The organism is Paenibacillus sp. FSL R5-0713 (assembly GCF_037973325.1).
Lineage (GTDB): Bacteria > Bacillota > Bacilli > Paenibacillales > Paenibacillaceae > Paenibacillus.
Window position 1 is genome coordinate 2,307,093 of record NZ_CP150229.1, and the last position, 19,180, is coordinate 2,326,272.

Below are 19,180 nucleotides of genomic sequence, written 5' to 3' on the forward strand. Positions count from 1 at the left end.
GGAAATCCGGGGATAGCGTATGCTTTCGATGCAGCTTTCTTTCAGAAAGCTTTTAGGCGAACGCTTCGCTTTTTCAGGTTTTTTCTGTCCCAAAAAATTCACAGGTTTTGTATGCGTGAGTCTGAGGGTGTGTGAAGAAGCTTGTCCGAGCAGGAGAGTCCAAAAAATAAGGTCTGTGATAAAAGTCATATAGAAAATCAATATATGGTGTAATATACTGGTTTTATATCACTATATGTGGTGTTTCATCATAATTTACTTTTATAGTGAAAATGGAGCGTTAATCGGGGAGGTTGAACGTAGCGATGAAATCAAACCAACGATCGTACCAATTAGAAGGACTTAGCGAAAAAATATTTCTGGACCGATACGCCTGGAAGGATGCTGACTCGAATCATGCCAAGGTCGGAGATGTGGTACTGGTATTAACAAAGGATGATCCCAAGTTCCCAACCAAGGAAGTGGGCGAAATTATAGAACGTCAGGGTCAGCTCGTACAAGTAAGGACTCGAAGCGGAGAGATCATCGAGACCAGCGTGGAGAAACTGACACTCAACATCGAAAAAACACCGGAAGAGATGTGGAGCCGGCTTGCCAAAGCCATGGCCTCTGTTGAATCTACAGCAGATCAGCGGGCAACGTGGGAGTCCAAGTTCCGCTCCGTGTTGGAGGATTGGAAGTTAGTACCCGGAGGGCGTATTGCTGCAGGAGCGGGGGCAAGCGATGAGCTCACACTCTTTAATTGTTATGTTATTCCGTCTCCGCAGGACAGTCGGGGTGGCATCATGAAGACCTTGACCGAGATGACGGAGATTATGGCACGTGGGGGAGGTGTGGGCATTAATTTGTCTTCTTTGCGTCCTCGCCGAGCGGTGGTGAAAGGTGTCAATGGATCATCCAGCGGTTCCGTATCGTGGGGCGGATTGTTCAGTTATACGACAGGACTGATTGAACAGGGCGGAAGCCGACGGGGTGCGCTCATGCTGATGATGAATGACTGGCATCCAGATGTGCTTGATTTTATTACCGTGAAACAAACGATGGGGCAGGTGACCAATGCTAATCTGTCTGTATGTGTGAGTAACGCCTTTATGGAGGCTGTCAAGCAGGACGGAGATTGGGATTTGGTTTTCCCGGATACGAACGATCCAGACTACGACACCGAGTGGAACGGGGATATGCAGCAGTGGAAAGCCGCAGGTCATTCGGTGGTACACTATCGTACGCTGAAGGCGCGCGAAATCTGGCATACCATTATTGAATCAGCCTGGAAATCAGCAGAGCCTGGTGTGGTTTTCATGGAGTACTATAACCAGATGTCCAACAGCTGGTACTTTAATCCGATCATCTGTACTAATCCATGCGCGGAACAGGGTCTGCCTGCCTGGGGTGTATGTAATCTGTCAGCGATCAATCTGTCCAAATTCTATGATGAAACGAATCATGATGTGGCATGGGATGAACTGGCGGAAACCACTCGCATCTCGGCTAGATTTTTGGACAATGTCATTGATGCAACACCATATCATTTTGAGGAAAACAGACTGAATCAGCAGCGTGAACGCCGGGTGGGGCTTGGCACGATGGGACTGGCAGAGCTGATGATTAAGCTGCGTATAAGGTACGGCAGTCCTGAATCCCTTGAATTTCTGGATAAACTGTATGGATTCATGGCGAAGGAGGCCTATCTGGCATCGGCAGAGATTGCAGTAGAGAAGGGAGCTTTCCCGGCTTTCGAAGCTGAACCGTATTTACAGAGTGGATTCATGAAAAATATGGTTGCGAGGTACCCTGAAGTGGGAGAGGCCATTCGCAAACAGGGCATTCGAAATGTCACGCTGATCACCCAGGCGCCAACGGGAAGTACAGGTACGATGGTAGGCACATCAACAGGGATTGAGCCGTATTTCGCCTTCAAGTATTTCCGTCAAAGCCGTCTGGGTTATGATGAACAGTTCGTACCGATTGCGCAAGAGTGGCTGGATGAACATCCGGGTGAAGCTTTACCAGACTATTATGTGACGGCGATGGATCTGTCGGCTGAGAATCACATCCGGGTGCAGGCTGCGATTCAGCAATGGGTGGATAGTTCCATCTCGAAGACGGCCAACTGTCCGGCTGATTTTACGGTGGAGGATACGGCTGAGCTGTATGAACTGGCCTTCGACCTTGGCTGTAAGGGAGTAACGATATATCGAGACGGCAGTAGGGATGTGCAGGTGTTGTCCACTTCGAAGAAGGAAGAGACCCAGGAGATCGAAGATCAGAACACGGCGGAAGCAAAAGAGAAGACGGACGTATCTACAATAGATAACCCGAATAATGTAGGAGGGCAGGCAGGTGTTGAGCCGGTCAGTAGTAAGGTTGATGATGAAATCCATTCTTCCGATCAAACCTCTTCCTCTGCCACAGTGCTGGATAAACAATATAGAAGCCGCCCTCAGGTACTTCGCGGTGCAACATACAAAATTAATACGCCATTCGGAATGGCTTACATTACAATTAATGATCTGGAGGGAACGCCGGGTGAAATCTTCCTGAACGTGGGCAAAGCGGGATCGGACGTGTTCGCCATGGCCGAGGCCCTCGGTCGGGTATGCTCACTGTTTCTTCGATACGGAGATCACGGGCACAAGGTGGAACTGTTGATCAAACATCTCAAGGGAATTGGTGGTTCGGGTGCGATTGGCTTTGGAGCCAACCGGGTGGAATCGATTGCTGATGCCGTCGCCAAAGCATTGGAAAGTCATGTACAGAGCAATGTGCAGGCGAATGAAACGGGAGCTTCACAAGAACAGAACCAAGTGAAGAGCGCATATCCACAAGTGGAGAACTTTATCGAATCAAGAGATTTATGCCCTTCTTGTGGTTCGGCATCCCTGATGAATGTGGAAGGATGCAAAACATGCAGTCAATGTGGGTATAGCAAGTGCAATTAAATAGCATTTGAAAAAAAAGAGAAAAAGAAAAGGCGTTCCATGACTCCACCAAGAGTCAGGAATGCCTTTTCTTCATTTAGCTAACTAACACCATTTATGACTACGATCTGCCAATGACTGCAATACGTTGAATAGAACCCCAGCGTGATAGCCGTCGCACACGGCATGGTGTAACTGAATAGATAAGGGAAGATAAACTTTATCGTTTGTTTGAACATATTTTCCCATCGTGAAGATAGGCAACAAGAAGGTTCCCTCATTGTAAATATTCAGATTAAATCCCGTAAAGTTCACCCAGGGAATACTGGAAACGGGAAATGTATTTGGTGGTTCATTGGGTTTGGCAACCAATTGTTTATGATCTTTGTAATTCTTCATATCGTCCAGATAACGATTGTGGAACGTCTCAAAATCTTCATGGAATGTCGTCCAGATCGTCGAGAAACGTTTGTCGTCCTCATGAAAAATCGTATAGCTCGGAGACATCTCGTCCCAGTAGCCTAATCTCCCCTCGGCGTCGAAACTAGTTCGAAATTCTTGATGTGTATTGACGACCGTAGAGATCATATGAATAAGAGCTGGGTAGAACTTCATGCCTTTAAGTTTTATTTGAGCAATCAATAGCGTGATATCCAGATTAGCAGTCATGCTGTAGGTACATCTGACCTGATTCATGTAGTGGTCAAAGTAAGGCTTTCGATCCCACTGATCTAACACGATTGGATTAAACATAAAGTTAAAACCTCCTAAATTATAATAATGCCTTCATTTAGGAGGTATATTTGACTGATTTGACCATATCCTATCACATTCCCGGTATCGTATTTTGAGACATTGATCCCTCTCAGTATAACATAATAATGAATGTGTGCTTATAGCGTAATCACCCGCAAAGAGCTTCTTCAACCTGCTGCATTACTTTATAATGAAAGTGTATGTATAACGAAGAAGAGAGGGGATTAGATGCTTCAGTCGATAGAAGAACCCAAATTTTATTCTTATCCTGGAATGGTAGCGGTGGTGACTTCACGTCTTGAGGGAGTCCAGAATGTGATGGCGTCCGGATGGCATACATACATTGGATCATCTCCAGGCGTATATGGCATCTCCCTCCGTAAGGAAACATACTCCTATGAACTCATCGAGAAGAGTGGCGTATTCGGAGTTCATTTCCTACCAGGTCATCGATCAGAGTGGATTCAAGCTGCAGGAACGTTCAGTGGAAGAGATACTGATAAATTTACAAGATTCGGAATTCCGTATAAGGAAGGAATCAAGGTAAGTGTACCTATTTTGACGGACGCTTATTTTGCTTATGAATGTAAGGTTATGGATATTACAACATATGGTGACCATGAATGGATTGCAGGGGAAGTGTTGCAGCGATACCAGGATCATAGGTACTTTCTGGAGAATGGAATGGTTGATCTGGAGAAGTTGCAGATCCCAATGTACACAGGGCGCTCCACATACCGAATCTTGGATGCAAGGACAGAAGAAAAGAATCACCCGTTCTACCTCTAGGGTCCTAGGCAAGAAGAAGCAATTATGAGCAAAACTTTCAATCCGGTCTGACATAGGTTTATAATGGATAGTGGCTGCTGAGCAAGTCGGCAGCCTTTTGTTATGAATTTAATTGTTTCAATGAACGGTTGCGTGGGTATGCTGGTTTGCGCAAGCGGACAGGTAATTTTAGCCACTCGATGAAAAGTACTATATTTAACGACAAAATTAGAGTATGATTTTACAGCTATATGAGCTGGCAGGAAAGGTTACATCGGTTTAATCGTTTGTAACTATTCCTGTAAAGTATGAGGCTTATTTCGGGCGTATAATGCTAAACGTGAACTTACGAACGAATTAATATAAAGAATATTGTAATGATTAAAACTTAATGGACCGGCAACACGTCTTCTTTAAGATTATAGAATTTATCAAGAGTGTAGCATCATTGGATAGCGCTTCGACTCAGGAGCTTTCTTATGCTGTATGCTGTAAATGAAAGATGGAAGGTGCAATACGTATGTTAATGACAACCAGAACGATCAGGAGTTCCTTTATGCCCCCAACACCGATGTTGTTGACTCACAGTAACAAGGAGGGGCATGCATGTCACAATTGCCTAATAACAAGCGACATATGAACGGACTGGATGGCTTGCGAGCCATCGCTGTACTTGCGGTAATCGCGTATCATCTCAATTTGGATTTTATTCCGGGTGGATTGCTCGGTGTAGGTATATTCTTTGTTCTCTCTGGATATTTAATTACAGATATCCTCGTGTCACAGTGGCAGGAACATGGACGCATTTCACTCGGTGATTTTTGGGTAAGACGGGTAAGGCGCTTGCTTCCAGGCATGCTGACCATGACAGCTGTGGTAATGATCTGGTTGGCCTGTACAGACCCATCCCGGCTCGCTGCGCTTCGTGGTGATATCGTTTCGGGTGTATTATACATAAGCAATTGGTGGTATATCTTTCACAACGTTTCCTATTTCGAAAGTTTTGGCCCTCCATCACCGTTTGGACATTTCTGGTCACTGGCTGTGGAAGAGCAGTTTTATCTCATATGGCCTCTTCTACTGATCGCAGCAATCGTCGTGTTCAAAAGAAAGGGATGGCTGGTCGTTTTCATTGTCGTCGCAGCTGAGTTGTCTGCTGGCGCAATGGCCATCATGTATAATCCGGATCTGGACCCAAGCCGTGTATATTATGGAACAGACACGCGGGCATTCGCACTGCTTGCTGGTGCTGCTCTTGCCGTGGTGTGGCCTAGTCGCAAGCTCTCGAACTCTCTGCCTGGCATGAATCGGCTTGTACTCGATATATCGGGACTAGCTGCACTCGCTTTATTAATCTACATGATGTTGAACAGCAGTGAATATGATCCGTTTCTGTATCAAGGAGGAATGGTGCTTCAGGCTGTGGCAACAACGTTGCTGGTAGCGGTATTGGCTCACCCATCGTCATTCCTGGCACGGTTCATTGGAGCAAAGCCATTACGCTGGATTGGAGAGCGATCCTACGGATTATATCTATGGCATTATCCAGTTATTATTTTAACCAATCCCGCGGTGGATACGGGAGGAGCGCATCCTGTACGAATCATTTTACAAGTTGCTGTAACGGTTGTACTGGCTTCATTATCTCTTAAATATATTGAAAATCCGATTCGCTACAACGGATTCCGTGATTCCTGGTCCCGATTATGGGGAAGAGGGCGGTCATCGATCGGTATACGTAATGTGTGGTGGAAGCGGACAGGTCTGTTGATGACGATTCTGCTGTTGTCCTATACGGTATCCCAGATGATGGTCTCACATGCAGCGAATTCCGACTCCCATTCCGTATCGATGTCGACCACATTGAATGGAGAGAATTCTGTAGCGGAGGAACAGGGACAGGATGTTTTGCCAGCGAATACAGCGACATCCGGCTCAGGTCAAAAGAACGATGCGCATAGCCATAAACCGGAAGCAGGAACGAAAGATAATCCGGAGAACAATGAAAAACCGACAGGAGAGACGGCGCCAGACTCGAAACCTGGGGACCAGGACAATTCAACGAGTGTTGGCAAAGACGGTCAGTCTGAAGATAAGTCGGCTGATGAATCCGTGGCTAACGAGAATGATGCTCCGGACGGAGCTGAAGCGAACCCATCCGATGGAACGGATGATGTACCTGATTCATCTGAGGAACATGAAGAAACGGCTCCTCCTGCCGAGGATGGCAAGATTCATTATACCGTCATTGGAGATTCCGTGATTTTGGATGCAAAACCATATCTGGAGCAAAGTATAGCGGGAGTGTACGTGGATGGACATGTTGGCCGTCAAATGTGGCAGGCAGGCGACGTATTGGAAGGGCTGAAGCGAAACAACCAAATGGGCGGCAAGGTGGTGCTGGAGCTCGGGACGAATGGTTCCTTTAACTCCAAAAACCTGAATGCGGTGCTTGATTATCTGAAGGATGAGGATCAGGTGTATCTGGTTACTGTGCGTGTACCTCGTCCGTGGGAACGAACGGTAAACAGGGCGTTGAATGAAGCAGCATCCAACTACAGTAATGTCTCACTGATTGACTGGAACAGTGCAAGTGAAGGACACGACGAATATTTTGAAAAAGACGGTGTACATCTCACTACGCAAGGGTCAGAAGCTTTTGCAGAACTGGTGAAGAACAGTATTCAATAATACGCAATCCATATTCAATACGATTTAGCACTTATTCATTACTATAACCTAGGTTTAAGCTGCCGATGGCTGCAACAAGAAAGAGCTCTCATTGTGAGGGCTCTTTCTTGTTGTTATGAGCAATAAGTCAGCAATGTAAGTTCCAAACAGGGGAACCGATATTTTTCACCCCTGCATCCGTGGATCGTCACCTTACGGTATGATAACGTTACCATTTACAATAAGTGTAATCAAATCGCCGAGGGGGAATATAGAGATGTTGAAAAAATGGCTTTCGGGTGTTCTGGCAATAACGTTGTTCTCCATTATTCTAGCTGGCTGTGCTGGCGGAGATACTTCAGAAGGAGGCAGCGGTAATGACAAAGTAACCGTAACACTCTGGCACAACTGGACCGGACAGGATGCAAAGGCGGTTGCCATGCGTCAGATTATTGAAGATTTTCGCACGGCACATCCAGATATTGAAGTCGTGGATGAAGGACTGCCTACAGATGGTCTCAAAACCCGGCTTCGCACGGTCGCAGCTGCCAACGAGATGCCAGACCTGTTCGTAATGTGGCCGGATGCCATGACTAAGGAATTTGTAAAAGGGGATCTGTTACAACCCATCAATACCGAGCTGGACGCGAAGCCGGAGTGGAAAGATAATTTTATCCCGAACGCACTGGACGGATACACCGTGGACGGGAATATCTACTCCGTGCCCATGAATCTGGCGCCGAGTTCCTTCATCTATTACAATGAAGCTCTTTTCAAACAATACAACGTGAAAGTGCCTGAGACTTGGGCGGAACTGGAACAAGCGATTGCTACGTTTAATCAAAATAAAGTCATTCCCATGGCGCTTGGCAACAAGGCCAACTGGGTAGCACAATCGACCATATTCAGTACCCTGGCTGACCGGATCACCGGCACAGACTGGTTCCTGAAAGCGGTAGCTCAGGATGGTGCAAGCTTTACCGATCCGCAATTTATTGAAGCCCTGAACAAGATGCAAGAGCTTGGCAACACCAAAGCATTTCAGGATGGATTCAACAGTATCGATGAGACACAGATGATGCAGCTTTATTTTCAAGGTAAGGCAGCGATGGTTATGAACGGCGGATGGGCCTTGGCCAATCTGGTGAACAATGCACCTGAAGAGGTATTGAACAACACACATATTACGATTCTCCCTCCAGTGGACGGAGGTAAGGGTGAACCAAGAACCACATCCGGCGTTGTAGGAACCGGGTTGGGTGTAAGCAAAAAGCTGAGCGGTGCACAAAAAGAGGCGGCGATGGAGCTGTTCTACGCACTGGCAGGACCAGATGGTCAGAAGGCTACATTGGATAGCAGCACATTGGTGAGTTACAAGATTGATCTGGACAAAACCAAGGCGCATCCTTTGTTCGTTGAATTATATGATCTGATGCAGGAAGTAAAGATTACGCCTGTATACGATTCCAAGTTGGGATCGGCAACGGTTGAAGTTATTAACAATGCTTTGCAAGAGTTGCTCATGGGAGGTAAAGCCGAAGACATTGCGGCTAAAATCCAGGCGGCTCAAGCCAATGCAGTTAGTCAGTAATTATGGGTCAAACTAGATAGCGATTACGATGGTACAGCCAGACGATAAAGATTCAATGAACTCATCACATCGCGTATTAGCTGGTTATTCGACAAAACCCCTTCCCGGCAGGGGAGGGGTCTTTAAGTATGGAAGGGAAGTGAACAGATGAACGCACTGCGCAGTCGGCGTTTTATTATGCTGGGGCTGGCCCCGGCAGTCATCATTTATGCATTGTTTGTATTTGTACCGGTCGTATGGTCGGCGTACTACGGTTTCTTCAACTGGTCCGGCATCGGCGCATCCAAATATATTGGTATGGATAATTACGTAGAGATCTGGCATGATCCTGTATTTTGGCGGGCACTGAAAAATAACGTTATTTTTGTGTTGGCATCCGTATTTGGACAAATTCCGTTAGCACTGATGCTCGCGGTCATATTACACAAAAGCAATCCGTTACAGCGGTTCCTGCGCTCAGCCGTATTTCTGCCGATGGTACTATCGACTGTAGTGATCGGTATGATCTGGCAGTATATCTACCATCCGCAGATCGGGATATTGAACTTTCTGCTGGACGCACTGGGTCTGGAGAGTTGGAAGCTGCAATGGCTTTCCGATGACAAGATTGCGATCTTTTCCTTAGTGCCGCCGCTGCTCTGGAGTTTTGTGGGGTTGTATCTGATTATCTTCATCTCCGCATTGCAGAATATTCCAGGCGAGATTCATGATGCTGCCAAAATAGACGGTGCTTCAGGCATCCGTAAGCTGGTATCCGTCTCTTTGCCCATGATCTGGGGGACGGTTCAGGTTGCGATCATTCTATGTATCTCGGGGAGTCTGAAATCCTTCGATCTGGTCTACATCATGACCAAGGGTGGTCCGGCACATGCAACAGAACTACTTGCAACGTATATGTACAATTCGACCTTTACAACATACCGTTACGGTTTTGGTAGTGCGATCTCAACAACCATCGTACTGATCTCCCTGCTGCTGATCGGAACAAGCCAGTGGGTGACCAGTCGCAAACGAAAAGAGAATCAATAGAGAGGAGGGCTATCATGCGTGCGACACCTGTATCCATGCCATCACCACGAAGCGGCTCAGGCCATCCGATTCGCCGCCTCCGCAGCGGAATTGTTTGGACGCTGCTAACGGTCTATGGTATTTTAACATTGTATCCGTTCTACTGGCTCGTGATTAGTGCGTTCAAAACGAATGAAGATTTCTATAGCAGGCCCTTTGGTCTGCCGGAAAACTGGAATGTTGCCAATTTCAGCAATGCATGGGAAAGCTCCAGGCTGGGGACTGCTTTTGGCAATTCACTCATTGTATCCGTCGGATCACTTATTCTGACGCTGTTTATTGCAGCGCTATCTTCATTCATTCTGGCCCGTTTCCAGTTTCGCTGGAAAGGGTTAATCATGACCTTCTTTGTTGTAGGTATGCTTATTCCGATTCATAGTACACTTGTCCCTTTATTTATTTTAATGAAACAGATGTCCTTGCTAAATACGTACTGGGCATTAATATTACCTTATACGGCTTTTGCATTACCTACAGCTATTTTCGTGCTTACTGCTTATCTGACAAGTGTTCCACGTGATATTGAAGAGGCAGCTTTTATTGATGGAACAGGGCTTTGGGGGCTATTTACCCGAATCATGCTGCCCATGTCCGTACCTGCGTTGTCTACGGTTACGATTCTGAGTTTCCTGCATGCGTGGAATGACTTTTCATTTGCGCTTGTATTCATCAACAAGACCGGATTGAAAACGTTACCGCTGGCCATTGCGAACTTTGCGGACGGGTATCAAACCGATTACGGGTTAACACTTGCTGCCATGACCCTATCGGTCATTCCAACCATTATCTTGTATCTCGTATTCCAGGAACAGGTTATGAAAGGCATGACAGCTGGAGCTGTTAAAGGATAAGCGAAAGCGCATCCAGAGGAGGAGAAACGTTTGGCACGCTGGCTCACATCTTCGTTACAAAGGAAGCTATCCGTTGTTGTGACAGCTTCAATGATTGTGCCATTGCTGGCTTTGGGTCTGTTCGCCTTTCTAATCTCTTCCCGCATCACGGAGCAAAAAACAAAACTGTCCGGCATGGATACGCTGAAACAGGTGGAAGCCAATCTTCGTTATATGCTGCAGGATGCCGAGAACCTGTCCATTTTCCTGATTGGAGAAAGGGATATTCAGCATTATCTTAGCCAAAATGAGGATCACGAGATGGACAGAGTGGATATCTTGGGCAGGATGACCAATCTGGCTGCTTCCAAGAAATATATCGCCAACATCGCCATATATCCGGGGCGTTTTGATGCCACATTGTCGACCGCTACCTGGTATGAATCCAGTGAATTCAACTTATCCTATCCCTCTGTTCCTAGTGGTGAAACAGTTAAACAATGGACGGGGGTATACCCGGTCCAGAATTATGCGGGTATTCAAAATGTGATCACTTTGGTTCGGCCGATTCGCAGTATCCATGATTATCGGCCCATCGGCTGGTTAGCCATTAGTCTAGATGAGAAGGCCATATCCAAGGGATGGGCCGCTCTGGGATTAGGCAGAGGGCAAGGCAGATTGGAACTTATCGGCAGTTCTGGAGAGATTCTGTCTTCGATGGACAAATCCCGGCTTGGACTTAAGCTGGATGGTGTCGAGCCTGGGATCACAACGTTAGTTCAGGCTGGTGGTAGCGGAACCACTACGTATGGCAGTGGTGAGGATAAACGGACGCTGCTCTATTATCCGGAAGAATTGACGGGGTGGACGTTGGTCGGAACAGTCCCATATGATCAGTACAAGTCCGAGAATCGGTATATCCTTATTCTGACCGGGTGCGCCGTTGCCATGTCTGCTGCGATCAGTGCAGGTTTGGTCTGGTTTACGGTGCGGCGTGTGACGCGGCCGCTTCGCGTGCTTACCAGACATCTGTCCAGAATTGATCCGGAACGTCCTCTTCCACTGTTTCGGTCTGAAAGTGATGACGAGATCGGCAGGCTTGGGGAGAGTTACAATCTGCTCGGTTCACACATTCAGTTATTGAAGGAAGAGGTTATTCGCGGTGAAGCTCGCAAAAAGGAAGCGGATCTTCGGGTGCTCCAGGCGCAGATTAATCCGCACTTCCTATATAACACGCTCTCTTCAATTCACTGGATTGCCTTGATGTCCGAAGAGAAGCGGATCGCGGACATGGTTGAGGGCTTGAGTGATTTTCTGCGCATCAGTTTAAACAATGGTCAGGATTATTATCCTGTGGAACAAGAGATTGCTCATATCCGACATTATGTGCGGGTGCAGTCCATTCGTTTCCCTGATCAATTCGTATTGCATTACATCGTTGATCCAGCGCTTGAGAAGCGAATGATGCTGAAACTGTTGCTGCAACCGCTCGTTGAGAATGCCATGATTCATGGCATTCAGCCCAAAGCAGGCGTGGGTACCATCACTATAATGATTCGCAAGGACCCGGATAATGAACAGATGAATGTACTGGTACTGGATGATGGTGTCGGCATGGAGCCGAACAGGCTGGAGCAATTAAGGATAAGTATTAGGGAATGGAAGGGAAAACAGCCGGAAAAACAGCTAAACCAAGGCGGTTATGGACTCTGCAATGTGAATGAGAGACTGCTTCTCCATTATGGAGCGGATGCACAGCTAGAAGTCGACAGCAGGGTTGGGGGAGGTACCCGGATTTCGTTTTCCATTCCAATCTTGGAGGGTTCGCCATGAGACTATTAATTGTGGATGATGAAGTAATTATCCGTACAGGGCTTGCCAGCGTTATCGCTTGGCATGAACTCGGAATTGAACTTCTTCAACCGGCTGCCTCGGCAGAGGAGGCGTTAGCACGCATGGCTGAGGAACGTCCGCATATCCTGATGACGGATATTCGGATGACAGGCAGATCAGGGCTGGAACTGGCAGAAGAGGGACTGCGATTGTTACCTGAACTGGAGGTCATTATTTTGTCCGGATACGATGACTTTTCTTATGCGCAGCAGGCGATACGCCAAGGGGTTACAGATTATCTGCTCAAAACAAGCAAGCCGGAAGAGATCATCAAGACCGTATTACAGGCCAAACAACGGATCACGGAACGTTGGGCAGAGAAGTCCAGAGAGGGACAGCTTATGCGGGAGAATCGGGAGCGGTTATTCGCTGGTTGGATCATTGACGGTGACACCACTTCGGGCCAATTTCCTTCGTTTTTGCGTTCTGATGCTGGAATAGAGGCAGCAAATGATGGTCTTGATGATGAACAGATTCGCAGACAAGTCATTGTACTTCGAGCAGAGGGTTGGGATCGATCCTCGGATGCACTATTACGATTCGCGGTGCAGAATACCCTAGAGGATATGCTACCGGGTGCCATTGCGCATATAGAGAAACAGCAAATTATATGTGTAGTTTCATGGCCGCCTGTGGAACAGGAATATCCGTTCAAGCTGGAGAGTGCATTACGTCGGGTGGAGCAATTACTGAAGTGTACTCTGCGTGCAGCAGTAGGTCTGCCTGTGCGTGGATATGCAGATCTGCACGAAAGCTACCGAACGGCTTCAACTGCTTTCCGATATCAAGGTTTGATGGATGATAAAGTATGGCATTATGAGCACGTTCAGGAGCGCCAAGGTGGTAAAACTGTACTTACGCATGAAGAAGAGACCACACTTGGTTCAATATTGTTAGATAATGATTCAGTGAGGTTAACGACATGGACGCGTGAACTGGTGGCTAATCTGACTACAGAACCGGAGGTCACGCCAGAATCGTTCAGTGCTTGTCTGCACTCTGCGGTCATTGCAGGTCATCGCTGGCTTACCCGTACAATGCGAGCGACAGGGCGTGAAGAAACCGCAAGGCTTGAACCTTGGTTGCCGGAACCGGATGCCGAAGCTGTAGATCTTGGGGATATGTTGTTCCACCATCTGTATGGTCTGATGCATGTCTATCATAGCCGAATGGGTCAGGGACAGGCTGCCCATGTGCAAAAGGCTATTGGTTATATTGAATCATCACTGGCACAGGACATTAATCTGCAGCAGGTAGCTGGACATGTCCATTTGCATCCGGGTCACCTGAGTGAACTTTTTAAAAAGGAAATGGGTGTGACCTTTGGAGATTTTGTCACCGATATGCGTATCCGAAGAGCGATGGATATGCTCGCCGTGTCTCCAGCGAAGGTCAGTGAAGTCGCTGCCATTAGCGGCTACGAAGACGTGAAATATTTTAGCAGGCTGTTCAAAAAACATACCGGCAAGACCCCGAGTGAATATCGCGAAGAGGCGTTATCGTTCAAACCTTCGGGAAGTTAGAAATGAGCAGACCAGGCAGCATGTCTTGCATTTCTGCAAACGTTTTCGATAGAGTATTACTCAGGGTTATTGGAGAGTGAGGGTGTATTAATGAAGATCCATAGTTCAAGTCAGGATTTATCGGGACAATGGAAAATACAGCATTTTGAAGTTGGAGAGAAACGGGCAATGGATATGGCAGCTGCTGCGCTGGATGACCGTTTCTGGATCGGGGCAGAAGTGCCTGGGGATGTACATGCTGCACTGATTGAGCGCAGTATCATTGATCCGCCCTATTACGGTCATAATGATGTCAAAAGTCGCTGGATTGAGCAAAAGGAATGGTGGTACCGTACAACCTTCAATCTGGTGAGAGATGCGGAGACGGAAGAGCACTTTGAATTGGTGTTTGAAGGATTGGATACGTTTGCAACGGTATATGTGAATGGCCATGAAGTTGGAAAAACGGCAAATATGCTTATGTCACATACATTTAATGTAACGTCTCTGGTACGCAGTGGCTGGAATGCGATTGCTGTCAAGTTCGATCCGCTTCACCTGCATCACCGGGACAAAGAAACCTTCGACTGGTCCTCGTATACGAAGGAACGGCCATGGTTGCGCAAAGCAGCGATGAACTTTGGCTGGGACTGGGGACCACGCATGGTGACGGTGGGAATCTGGGGTGCCGTACGGCTGGAAAAACGAACAATAGCCAAGCTGGAAAGTGTGTATGCTCGAACGGAATCAGTCAGTCCAGAGCATGCTGTGTTACACGTCACGGCAGATGTGAAGTCCGTCTTGTCTTTCCGCAGCAGACAGAAACGTGAGCAGACTGTGGTTACGTCCTGTAATGTTCGTCTGCTGGATCGCAACGGACACGAGGTAGCAGGTGCCAATGAACTGCCTGTAGAAGGTGGTAAGGCAGATACCACGTTGAACGTCACGTCACCTCAGTTATGGTGGACTCATGATCTGGGTGAGCCGTATCTGTATACGTTAGAGGTTACATTGTGTGCTGACGGCATCGAGGTGGATCGTTACAGCGAACCTTATGGGTTACGAACGATTGAGCTGGCTCTTCACAATGAACAGGGTGAAGATGCATTTACATTTATTCTGAACGGAGTCAAAGTATATGCCAAGGGTGCCAACTGGATTCCGGCTGATCATCTGATTGGTGCCATCCCGAGCTCCCGGTATCGTGAGCTTGTCGAGCTGTCGGTAGAAGGACATATGAACATGCTGCGCGTCTGGGCCGGTGGCATCTATGAGAAAGATGTCTTCTACGATGAGTGTGACCGGCAAGGGGTGTTGGTGTGGCAGGATTTTGCATTTGCGAATGCGTTGTTCCCGGATTTCAATCGTGATTTCATGGATAATGTCCGGCAAGAGGTAGAAAACAATGTCATCCGTCTGCGTAACCGTGCCTCGCTTGCCATCTGGTGTGGCAATAACGAGATTGACTGGCTTTATGACATGAAGTCTGCAAGTGGGGATATTACCAGTCCGTTCTACGGCGAACTTATCTATCATGAACTGATCCCTGAAGTGCTGGATCGCTTGGATCTGTCCCGTCCGTACTGGCCTTCTTCTCCGTTTGGGGATAGCAATGGTCAGGATGCGAATGATCCCGATGTCGGGGATCGTCACAACTGGCAGGTATGGCATGGCTCGGTCTATCCAAGGAAGCATGGAGAGCCGCCCCTGCTGGACTATAGTATTGAAGGTGTGACGTTCAAAAATTATAAAAAGGATCATGCGCTTTTCAGCAGTGAATTTGGTATGCATGCCTCGGCCAATCGTTACACGCTGGAGAAAAATATGCCCGCAGGGCAGTTTTATTGGGGCAGTCCGGAGATGGCCTACCGTAACAAGGATACCAACCATCAAAAAGGCATTCTGCTGATGGAAGGTTACACAGGCATTCCGCAAAATATAGAAGAATACATGAACTATTCCATGCTGACTCAAGCAGAAGGATTGCGCTACGGAATTGAACATTTCCGACGGATTAATCACCGTAACAGCGGTGCACTCGTGTGGCAATTAAATGATAGTTGGCCAGGTACAAGCTGGTCCATGATTGATTATGAACTGCTGCCGAAGGCATCCTTTTATTACGGGAAAATATTCTTTCATCCTGTCTTGTTGTCACTGGAGCATGAGCCGGGGGAGCCGCTTGCGTTGTGGGTCGTGAACGATACACGGGACGTGCTGAAAGGCGAGCTTCGGTTCAATGTCTATGAATTGCAAGGAGAGAAGATCTATTCCAGCACACATGCTGTTGAAGTAACATCTCAATCCGCATTGTGTATTGCCGAATTAACTGAAGTAGAGGTGTTACAGGGCAGACGTGCGGAGGAAGTCATGGTTGAGTTGGTATCCGAAGGATTTACGGCGCCGATCAATCGGTACTTCTTGCGTGATCCTAAGGATGTGTCATTGCCGGAATCTCAATTGAGTGTACATGTGAATGAAGAGGAACAGTCTGTAACGGTTACGGCGAGTGGAGCAATTGCACGATTGGTGAAGTTGGAGCTCCCTCTTGGGCGTGTGCGATTCAGTGATAATTATTTTGATCTGCTCCCGGGCGAGAGCCGGACGGTAAGACTTCGTCATCCAGAGCGATCGTCTTTGCCACTGACGGAACTTCGAGTCAGTGCCATGAACGGCAGAGAAGGATAAAATAATAATAATAGACTTCGACTTCGATTCTAGTTCGAGGTTTTAAGGTGGTAATCCTGATCAGGGATGCCACCTTTTTTGCTTTTGCAGCAAGTGAATTCATGTATTCGTGTCAGGTGATCTTATCGGGTTTTGAAGAAAAGATTCATAGCGCTGCTGAAAAGACGACTCCATCTCCACTTGTCGTGCAAGTTGCTGTTGAACCTTCGCTCCGCGAATCGTCTGAAGTTCCTGAAGTTGTGCAGTGGAATTGAATTGGTCTGTGGCCATCTGAACAAGTAATTCGGAGAGCACATCCGCATCTTCGAGCGCAGCATTAAGTCCGAACGCACCGGTTGGGGTCATGGTATGAGCGGCATCACCGATGAGTACAACATTGTCTTGTGCCCACGACTGGCAATAGCTGCTTTCGACAGATAACAGAACAAAATCACTCCAGCTCTGAATGTTGGCAGCTACAGAATCAGACAGGCAAGGAAATGCGGAGACAAGTTTGTCTACAAAAGGAGCAATCGGCTGCTCTCGCAGCTTGGAGTATGCTCCTTCGGGGATGTTCCAGCCAATCTGAACATAACCGCCAAACTGTGAGAATAGTGCGAGCTGTTGACCATCCATGCTGGCCATCCGAACAGCCGGTTCCCAACCTATCGGTGCCGGAATACGCGCCCACAGTAGATCATACCCATGCTTGCGAATTTCGGGGGTCAAACCGGAATGTTTGCGTACAGCAGAGTATCTGCCATCAGCACCGACAATAACAGATGCTTCGATGGAGGCGGGCACGCCGTTCTGTCGAATGTTAATACCAACGATATGGCCGTTTTTGTCTCGTAGCATACCCGTCATTATCGTATTGAATCGTACTGGTTCGTTTGAACTGTGTTGCTGAGCGTGCGACGTGATGGCTTCCAGGAGATGATCTTGCGGAACATGAATACCCACATGAGATTCTCCGTTACCCGGGGATATTGTATGAACAATCTGACCATTTTCCCAATATTGAATCTGCTCCAAGAGCAGTGCTCCACGTTCCTTGACGAGGGAATAGAGGCCGTGTTTATTTAAAATTGTTTCGCCGTCCACATTGAGCAACTCTCCGCGGAACGATTTGTGCAGGTGGGGTTGCCGCTCTATGAGCATCGTGGATATTCCTTTTTGATTCAGTAAATATGAAAGTAAGGCACCACCTGGCCCAGCGCCGACGATGCAAACATCCGTTTTTAATGGTGATTGTAAGTTCTGATTCATGTGCATAAGTCCCTTGCAGTATAATGGTGACTCTTGTTTACTTTATAACAACAAATTTATTAAAATCATTAAGTAACTAAAAGTAACTTTGAAGATATAGGTTATTATAAACAAACCCGTTGCCATAATGCAATAGGTGCAACCCAAAATAGAACACAAGTCTTTCGGTAGAGTATAAGGTGTCCAATACAAGCGTATTTTTCACAAACATCATAGTGTAAATATGTTACAATATAAGGTAGGTTATGATGAAAGGCAGGAGGAACGTTTATGAGCCCGGATACGGAGCGAAACTCTCAATTGGCAAATGTAGATCAATTGTTGGAGGCCTTCTTCAGATATAAAAATAAAGTATTGGATCAGCAGCAGAAGACCGAAACCAACTGTAAACTGAATCCGACAAAAAGTCATATATTGGGCATGATTTTACGTGAACAACGCTGTATGGCGGTTGATGTGGCGAGACAACTCAGCTTGTCCTCCGGTGCAACCACGATTGTACTGAATCAACTGGAAACGGAAGGCTTGATCCAGCGGGTGCGCAGTGAAGAAGATCGTAGAATTGTTTGGCTGTCCTTAACGGATGAAGGGGCGCAGCTTGCGAAGACACTTAATGCGAATCGTGGCCGAATGACCTGGGAATTGTTACAAGCACTTTCCGAAGAGGAGCAGCAGCAGATGTTCGGCATGTTGAAGAAAATTGAACTGAAACTGCTGGAGAACATGAAGTCGTTTGAGCAGATCCATCGATAATGCATATATGACTTGTTCTTTTGAAGACGTCAGTCCTCATGAGTTCGTCCCTTTTTGCGGGGGGGATGAGCCTTGAAGACTGGCGTTTTTGAGTTTGTTCACAAATGAAAGCGAACCACATGATCCGTCAATCCTTCCTGAATCAACACTTCTTTTTGTTTCCTGCCCATCAGGTCAAAGTGGGGAAATGGCTGCCGCTGATGAATATATCGGGGGTCCAACCCGTGATCGTTACACCAACACTCGAGACGTTCCAGATCTGCACAGCCAACTTTGGTGACACTGGTGATGCCGGGGAATCGGTTGTCAATCCAGAAATGAGTGAGGTACGCAATCTCACCACGAGCAACTTGTTCCTTCCACGCAGCCAACTCTTGTCGTTTAATTCCAAATGCCATAGATACAAGTTCCTTTCCAAACGGGTATTGTCCTGAGCATATTGTAACATCTTATATACAGAATCCATCAGAATTCTTCAAAATAGACTAGTCTGAG

The 19,180-nt window shown here is 47.1% G+C and carries 13 protein-coding genes; 10 read left to right on the forward strand and 3 right to left on the reverse strand.

Annotation, left to right across the window (positions count from 1 at the left end; translation table 11 throughout):
* Window positions 1-305: 305 nt before the first annotated feature.
* Window positions 306-2,939 (forward strand): adenosylcobalamin-dependent ribonucleoside-diphosphate reductase, encoded by a 2,634-nt coding sequence (locus tag MKZ12_RS10595; RefSeq protein WP_339260304.1) that lies wholly within the window; start codon window positions 306-308, stop codon window positions 2,937-2,939.
* Window positions 2,940-3,023: 84 nt separating this feature from the next.
* Here MKZ12_RS10595 and catA read toward each other — a convergent pair whose 3' ends face one another.
* Window positions 3,024-3,671: a type A chloramphenicol O-acetyltransferase gene (gene catA / locus MKZ12_RS10600; RefSeq protein WP_339260306.1), complete on the reverse strand. Its 648-nt coding sequence runs from the start codon at window positions 3,669-3,671 to the stop codon at window positions 3,024-3,026.
* 231 nt (window positions 3,672-3,902) lie between these two features.
* Here catA and MKZ12_RS10605 point away from each other — a divergent pair, with 231 nt between their 5' ends.
* The 8 genes from MKZ12_RS10605 (at window position 3,903) to MKZ12_RS10640 (ending at window position 16,684) form a co-directional block, all read left to right on the forward strand.
* Window positions 3,903-4,463 (forward strand): flavin reductase family protein, encoded by a 561-nt coding sequence (locus MKZ12_RS10605; RefSeq protein ID WP_339260307.1) that lies wholly within the window; start codon window positions 3,903-3,905, stop codon window positions 4,461-4,463.
* A 585-nt stretch (window positions 4,464-5,048) separates the two neighbouring features.
* Window positions 5,049-7,133: an acyltransferase family protein gene (locus MKZ12_RS10610; RefSeq protein WP_339260308.1), complete on the forward strand. Its 2,085-nt coding sequence runs from the start codon at window positions 5,049-5,051 to the stop codon at window positions 7,131-7,133.
* Between the two features lie 256 nt (window positions 7,134-7,389).
* Entirely contained in the window at window positions 7,390-8,703 is a 1,314-nt protein-coding gene (locus tag MKZ12_RS10615) for an extracellular solute-binding protein (protein WP_339260310.1), read from the forward strand.
* 147 nt (window positions 8,704-8,850) lie between these two features.
* Window positions 8,851-9,732 (forward strand): sugar ABC transporter permease, encoded by an 882-nt coding sequence (locus MKZ12_RS10620; protein WP_253433433.1) that lies wholly within the window; start codon window positions 8,851-8,853, stop codon window positions 9,730-9,732.
* A gap of 35 nt (window positions 9,733-9,767) precedes the next feature.
* Window positions 9,768-10,622 (forward strand): carbohydrate ABC transporter permease, encoded by an 855-nt coding sequence (locus MKZ12_RS10625; protein WP_253442477.1) that lies wholly within the window; start codon window positions 9,768-9,770, stop codon window positions 10,620-10,622.
* A gap of 30 nt (window positions 10,623-10,652) precedes the next feature.
* Window positions 10,653-12,434, forward strand: a complete 1,782-nt coding sequence (locus MKZ12_RS10630) for a sensor histidine kinase (protein WP_339260312.1) — start codon at window positions 10,653-10,655, stop codon at window positions 12,432-12,434.
* Window positions 12,431-14,017 carry a helix-turn-helix domain-containing protein gene (locus MKZ12_RS10635; RefSeq protein ID WP_339260313.1) on the forward strand — a complete coding sequence of 529 codons (1,587 nt, stop codon included), beginning with the start codon at window positions 12,431-12,433 and terminating at the stop codon, window positions 14,015-14,017. The genes MKZ12_RS10630 and MKZ12_RS10635 overlap by 4 nt, the downstream gene beginning before the upstream one ends.
* A 90-nt stretch (window positions 14,018-14,107) precedes the next feature.
* Entirely contained in the window at window positions 14,108-16,684 is a 2,577-nt protein-coding gene (locus MKZ12_RS10640) for a glycoside hydrolase family 2 protein (RefSeq protein ID WP_339260315.1), read from the forward strand.
* Between the two features lie 99 nt (window positions 16,685-16,783).
* On the opposite strand, the gene MKZ12_RS10645 is transcribed toward MKZ12_RS10640, so the two are convergent.
* Window positions 16,784-17,932: an FAD-dependent monooxygenase gene (locus tag MKZ12_RS10645; protein WP_339260316.1), complete on the reverse strand. Its 1,149-nt coding sequence runs from the start codon at window positions 17,930-17,932 to the stop codon at window positions 16,784-16,786.
* A 270-nt stretch (window positions 17,933-18,202) separates the two neighbouring features.
* On the opposite strand from MKZ12_RS10645, the gene MKZ12_RS10650 reads away from it, so the two are divergent.
* Window positions 18,203-18,685 (forward strand): MarR family transcriptional regulator, encoded by a 483-nt coding sequence (locus tag MKZ12_RS10650; RefSeq protein WP_339241265.1) that lies wholly within the window; start codon window positions 18,203-18,205, stop codon window positions 18,683-18,685.
* Between the two features lie 98 nt (window positions 18,686-18,783).
* On the opposite strand, the gene MKZ12_RS10655 is transcribed toward MKZ12_RS10650, so the two are convergent.
* Window positions 18,784-19,083, reverse strand: coding sequence for a hypothetical protein (locus tag MKZ12_RS10655; protein WP_339260318.1), 300 nt, complete (start codon window positions 19,081-19,083; stop codon window positions 18,784-18,786).
* Between the last annotated feature and the right edge of the window lie 97 nt (window positions 19,084-19,180).

Excerpts from the sequence above, each read along its gene's own strand:
- MKZ12_RS10625 (WP_253442477.1), top strand. The coding sequence starts at position 9,768 with ATGCCATCACCACGAAGCGGCTCAGGCCATCCGATTCGCCGCCTCCGC.
- catA (WP_339260306.1), bottom strand. The coding sequence starts at position 3,671 with ATGTTTAATCCAATCGTGTTAGATCAGTGGGATCGAAAGCCTTACTTT.
- MKZ12_RS10635 (WP_339260313.1), top strand. The coding sequence starts at position 12,431 with ATGAGACTATTAATTGTGGATGATGAAGTAATTATCCGTACAGGGCTT.
- MKZ12_RS10655 (WP_339260318.1), bottom strand. The coding sequence starts at position 19,083 with ATGGCATTTGGAATTAAACGACAAGAGTTGGCTGCGTGGAAGGAACAA.
- MKZ12_RS10645 (WP_339260316.1), bottom strand. The coding sequence starts at position 17,932 with ATGAATCAGAACTTACAATCACCATTAAAAACGGATGTTTGCATCGTC.
- MKZ12_RS10610 (WP_339260308.1), top strand. The coding sequence starts at position 5,049 with ATGTCACAATTGCCTAATAACAAGCGACATATGAACGGACTGGATGGC.
- MKZ12_RS10595 (WP_339260304.1), top strand. The coding sequence starts at position 306 with ATGAAATCAAACCAACGATCGTACCAATTAGAAGGACTTAGCGAAAAA.
- MKZ12_RS10640 (WP_339260315.1), top strand. The coding sequence starts at position 14,108 with ATGAAGATCCATAGTTCAAGTCAGGATTTATCGGGACAATGGAAAATA.
- MKZ12_RS10605 (WP_339260307.1), top strand. The coding sequence starts at position 3,903 with ATGCTTCAGTCGATAGAAGAACCCAAATTTTATTCTTATCCTGGAATG.
- MKZ12_RS10620 (WP_253433433.1), top strand. The coding sequence starts at position 8,851 with ATGAACGCACTGCGCAGTCGGCGTTTTATTATGCTGGGGCTGGCCCCG.
- MKZ12_RS10650 (WP_339241265.1), top strand. The coding sequence starts at position 18,203 with ATGAGCCCGGATACGGAGCGAAACTCTCAATTGGCAAATGTAGATCAA.
- MKZ12_RS10615 (WP_339260310.1), top strand. The coding sequence starts at position 7,390 with ATGTTGAAAAAATGGCTTTCGGGTGTTCTGGCAATAACGTTGTTCTCC.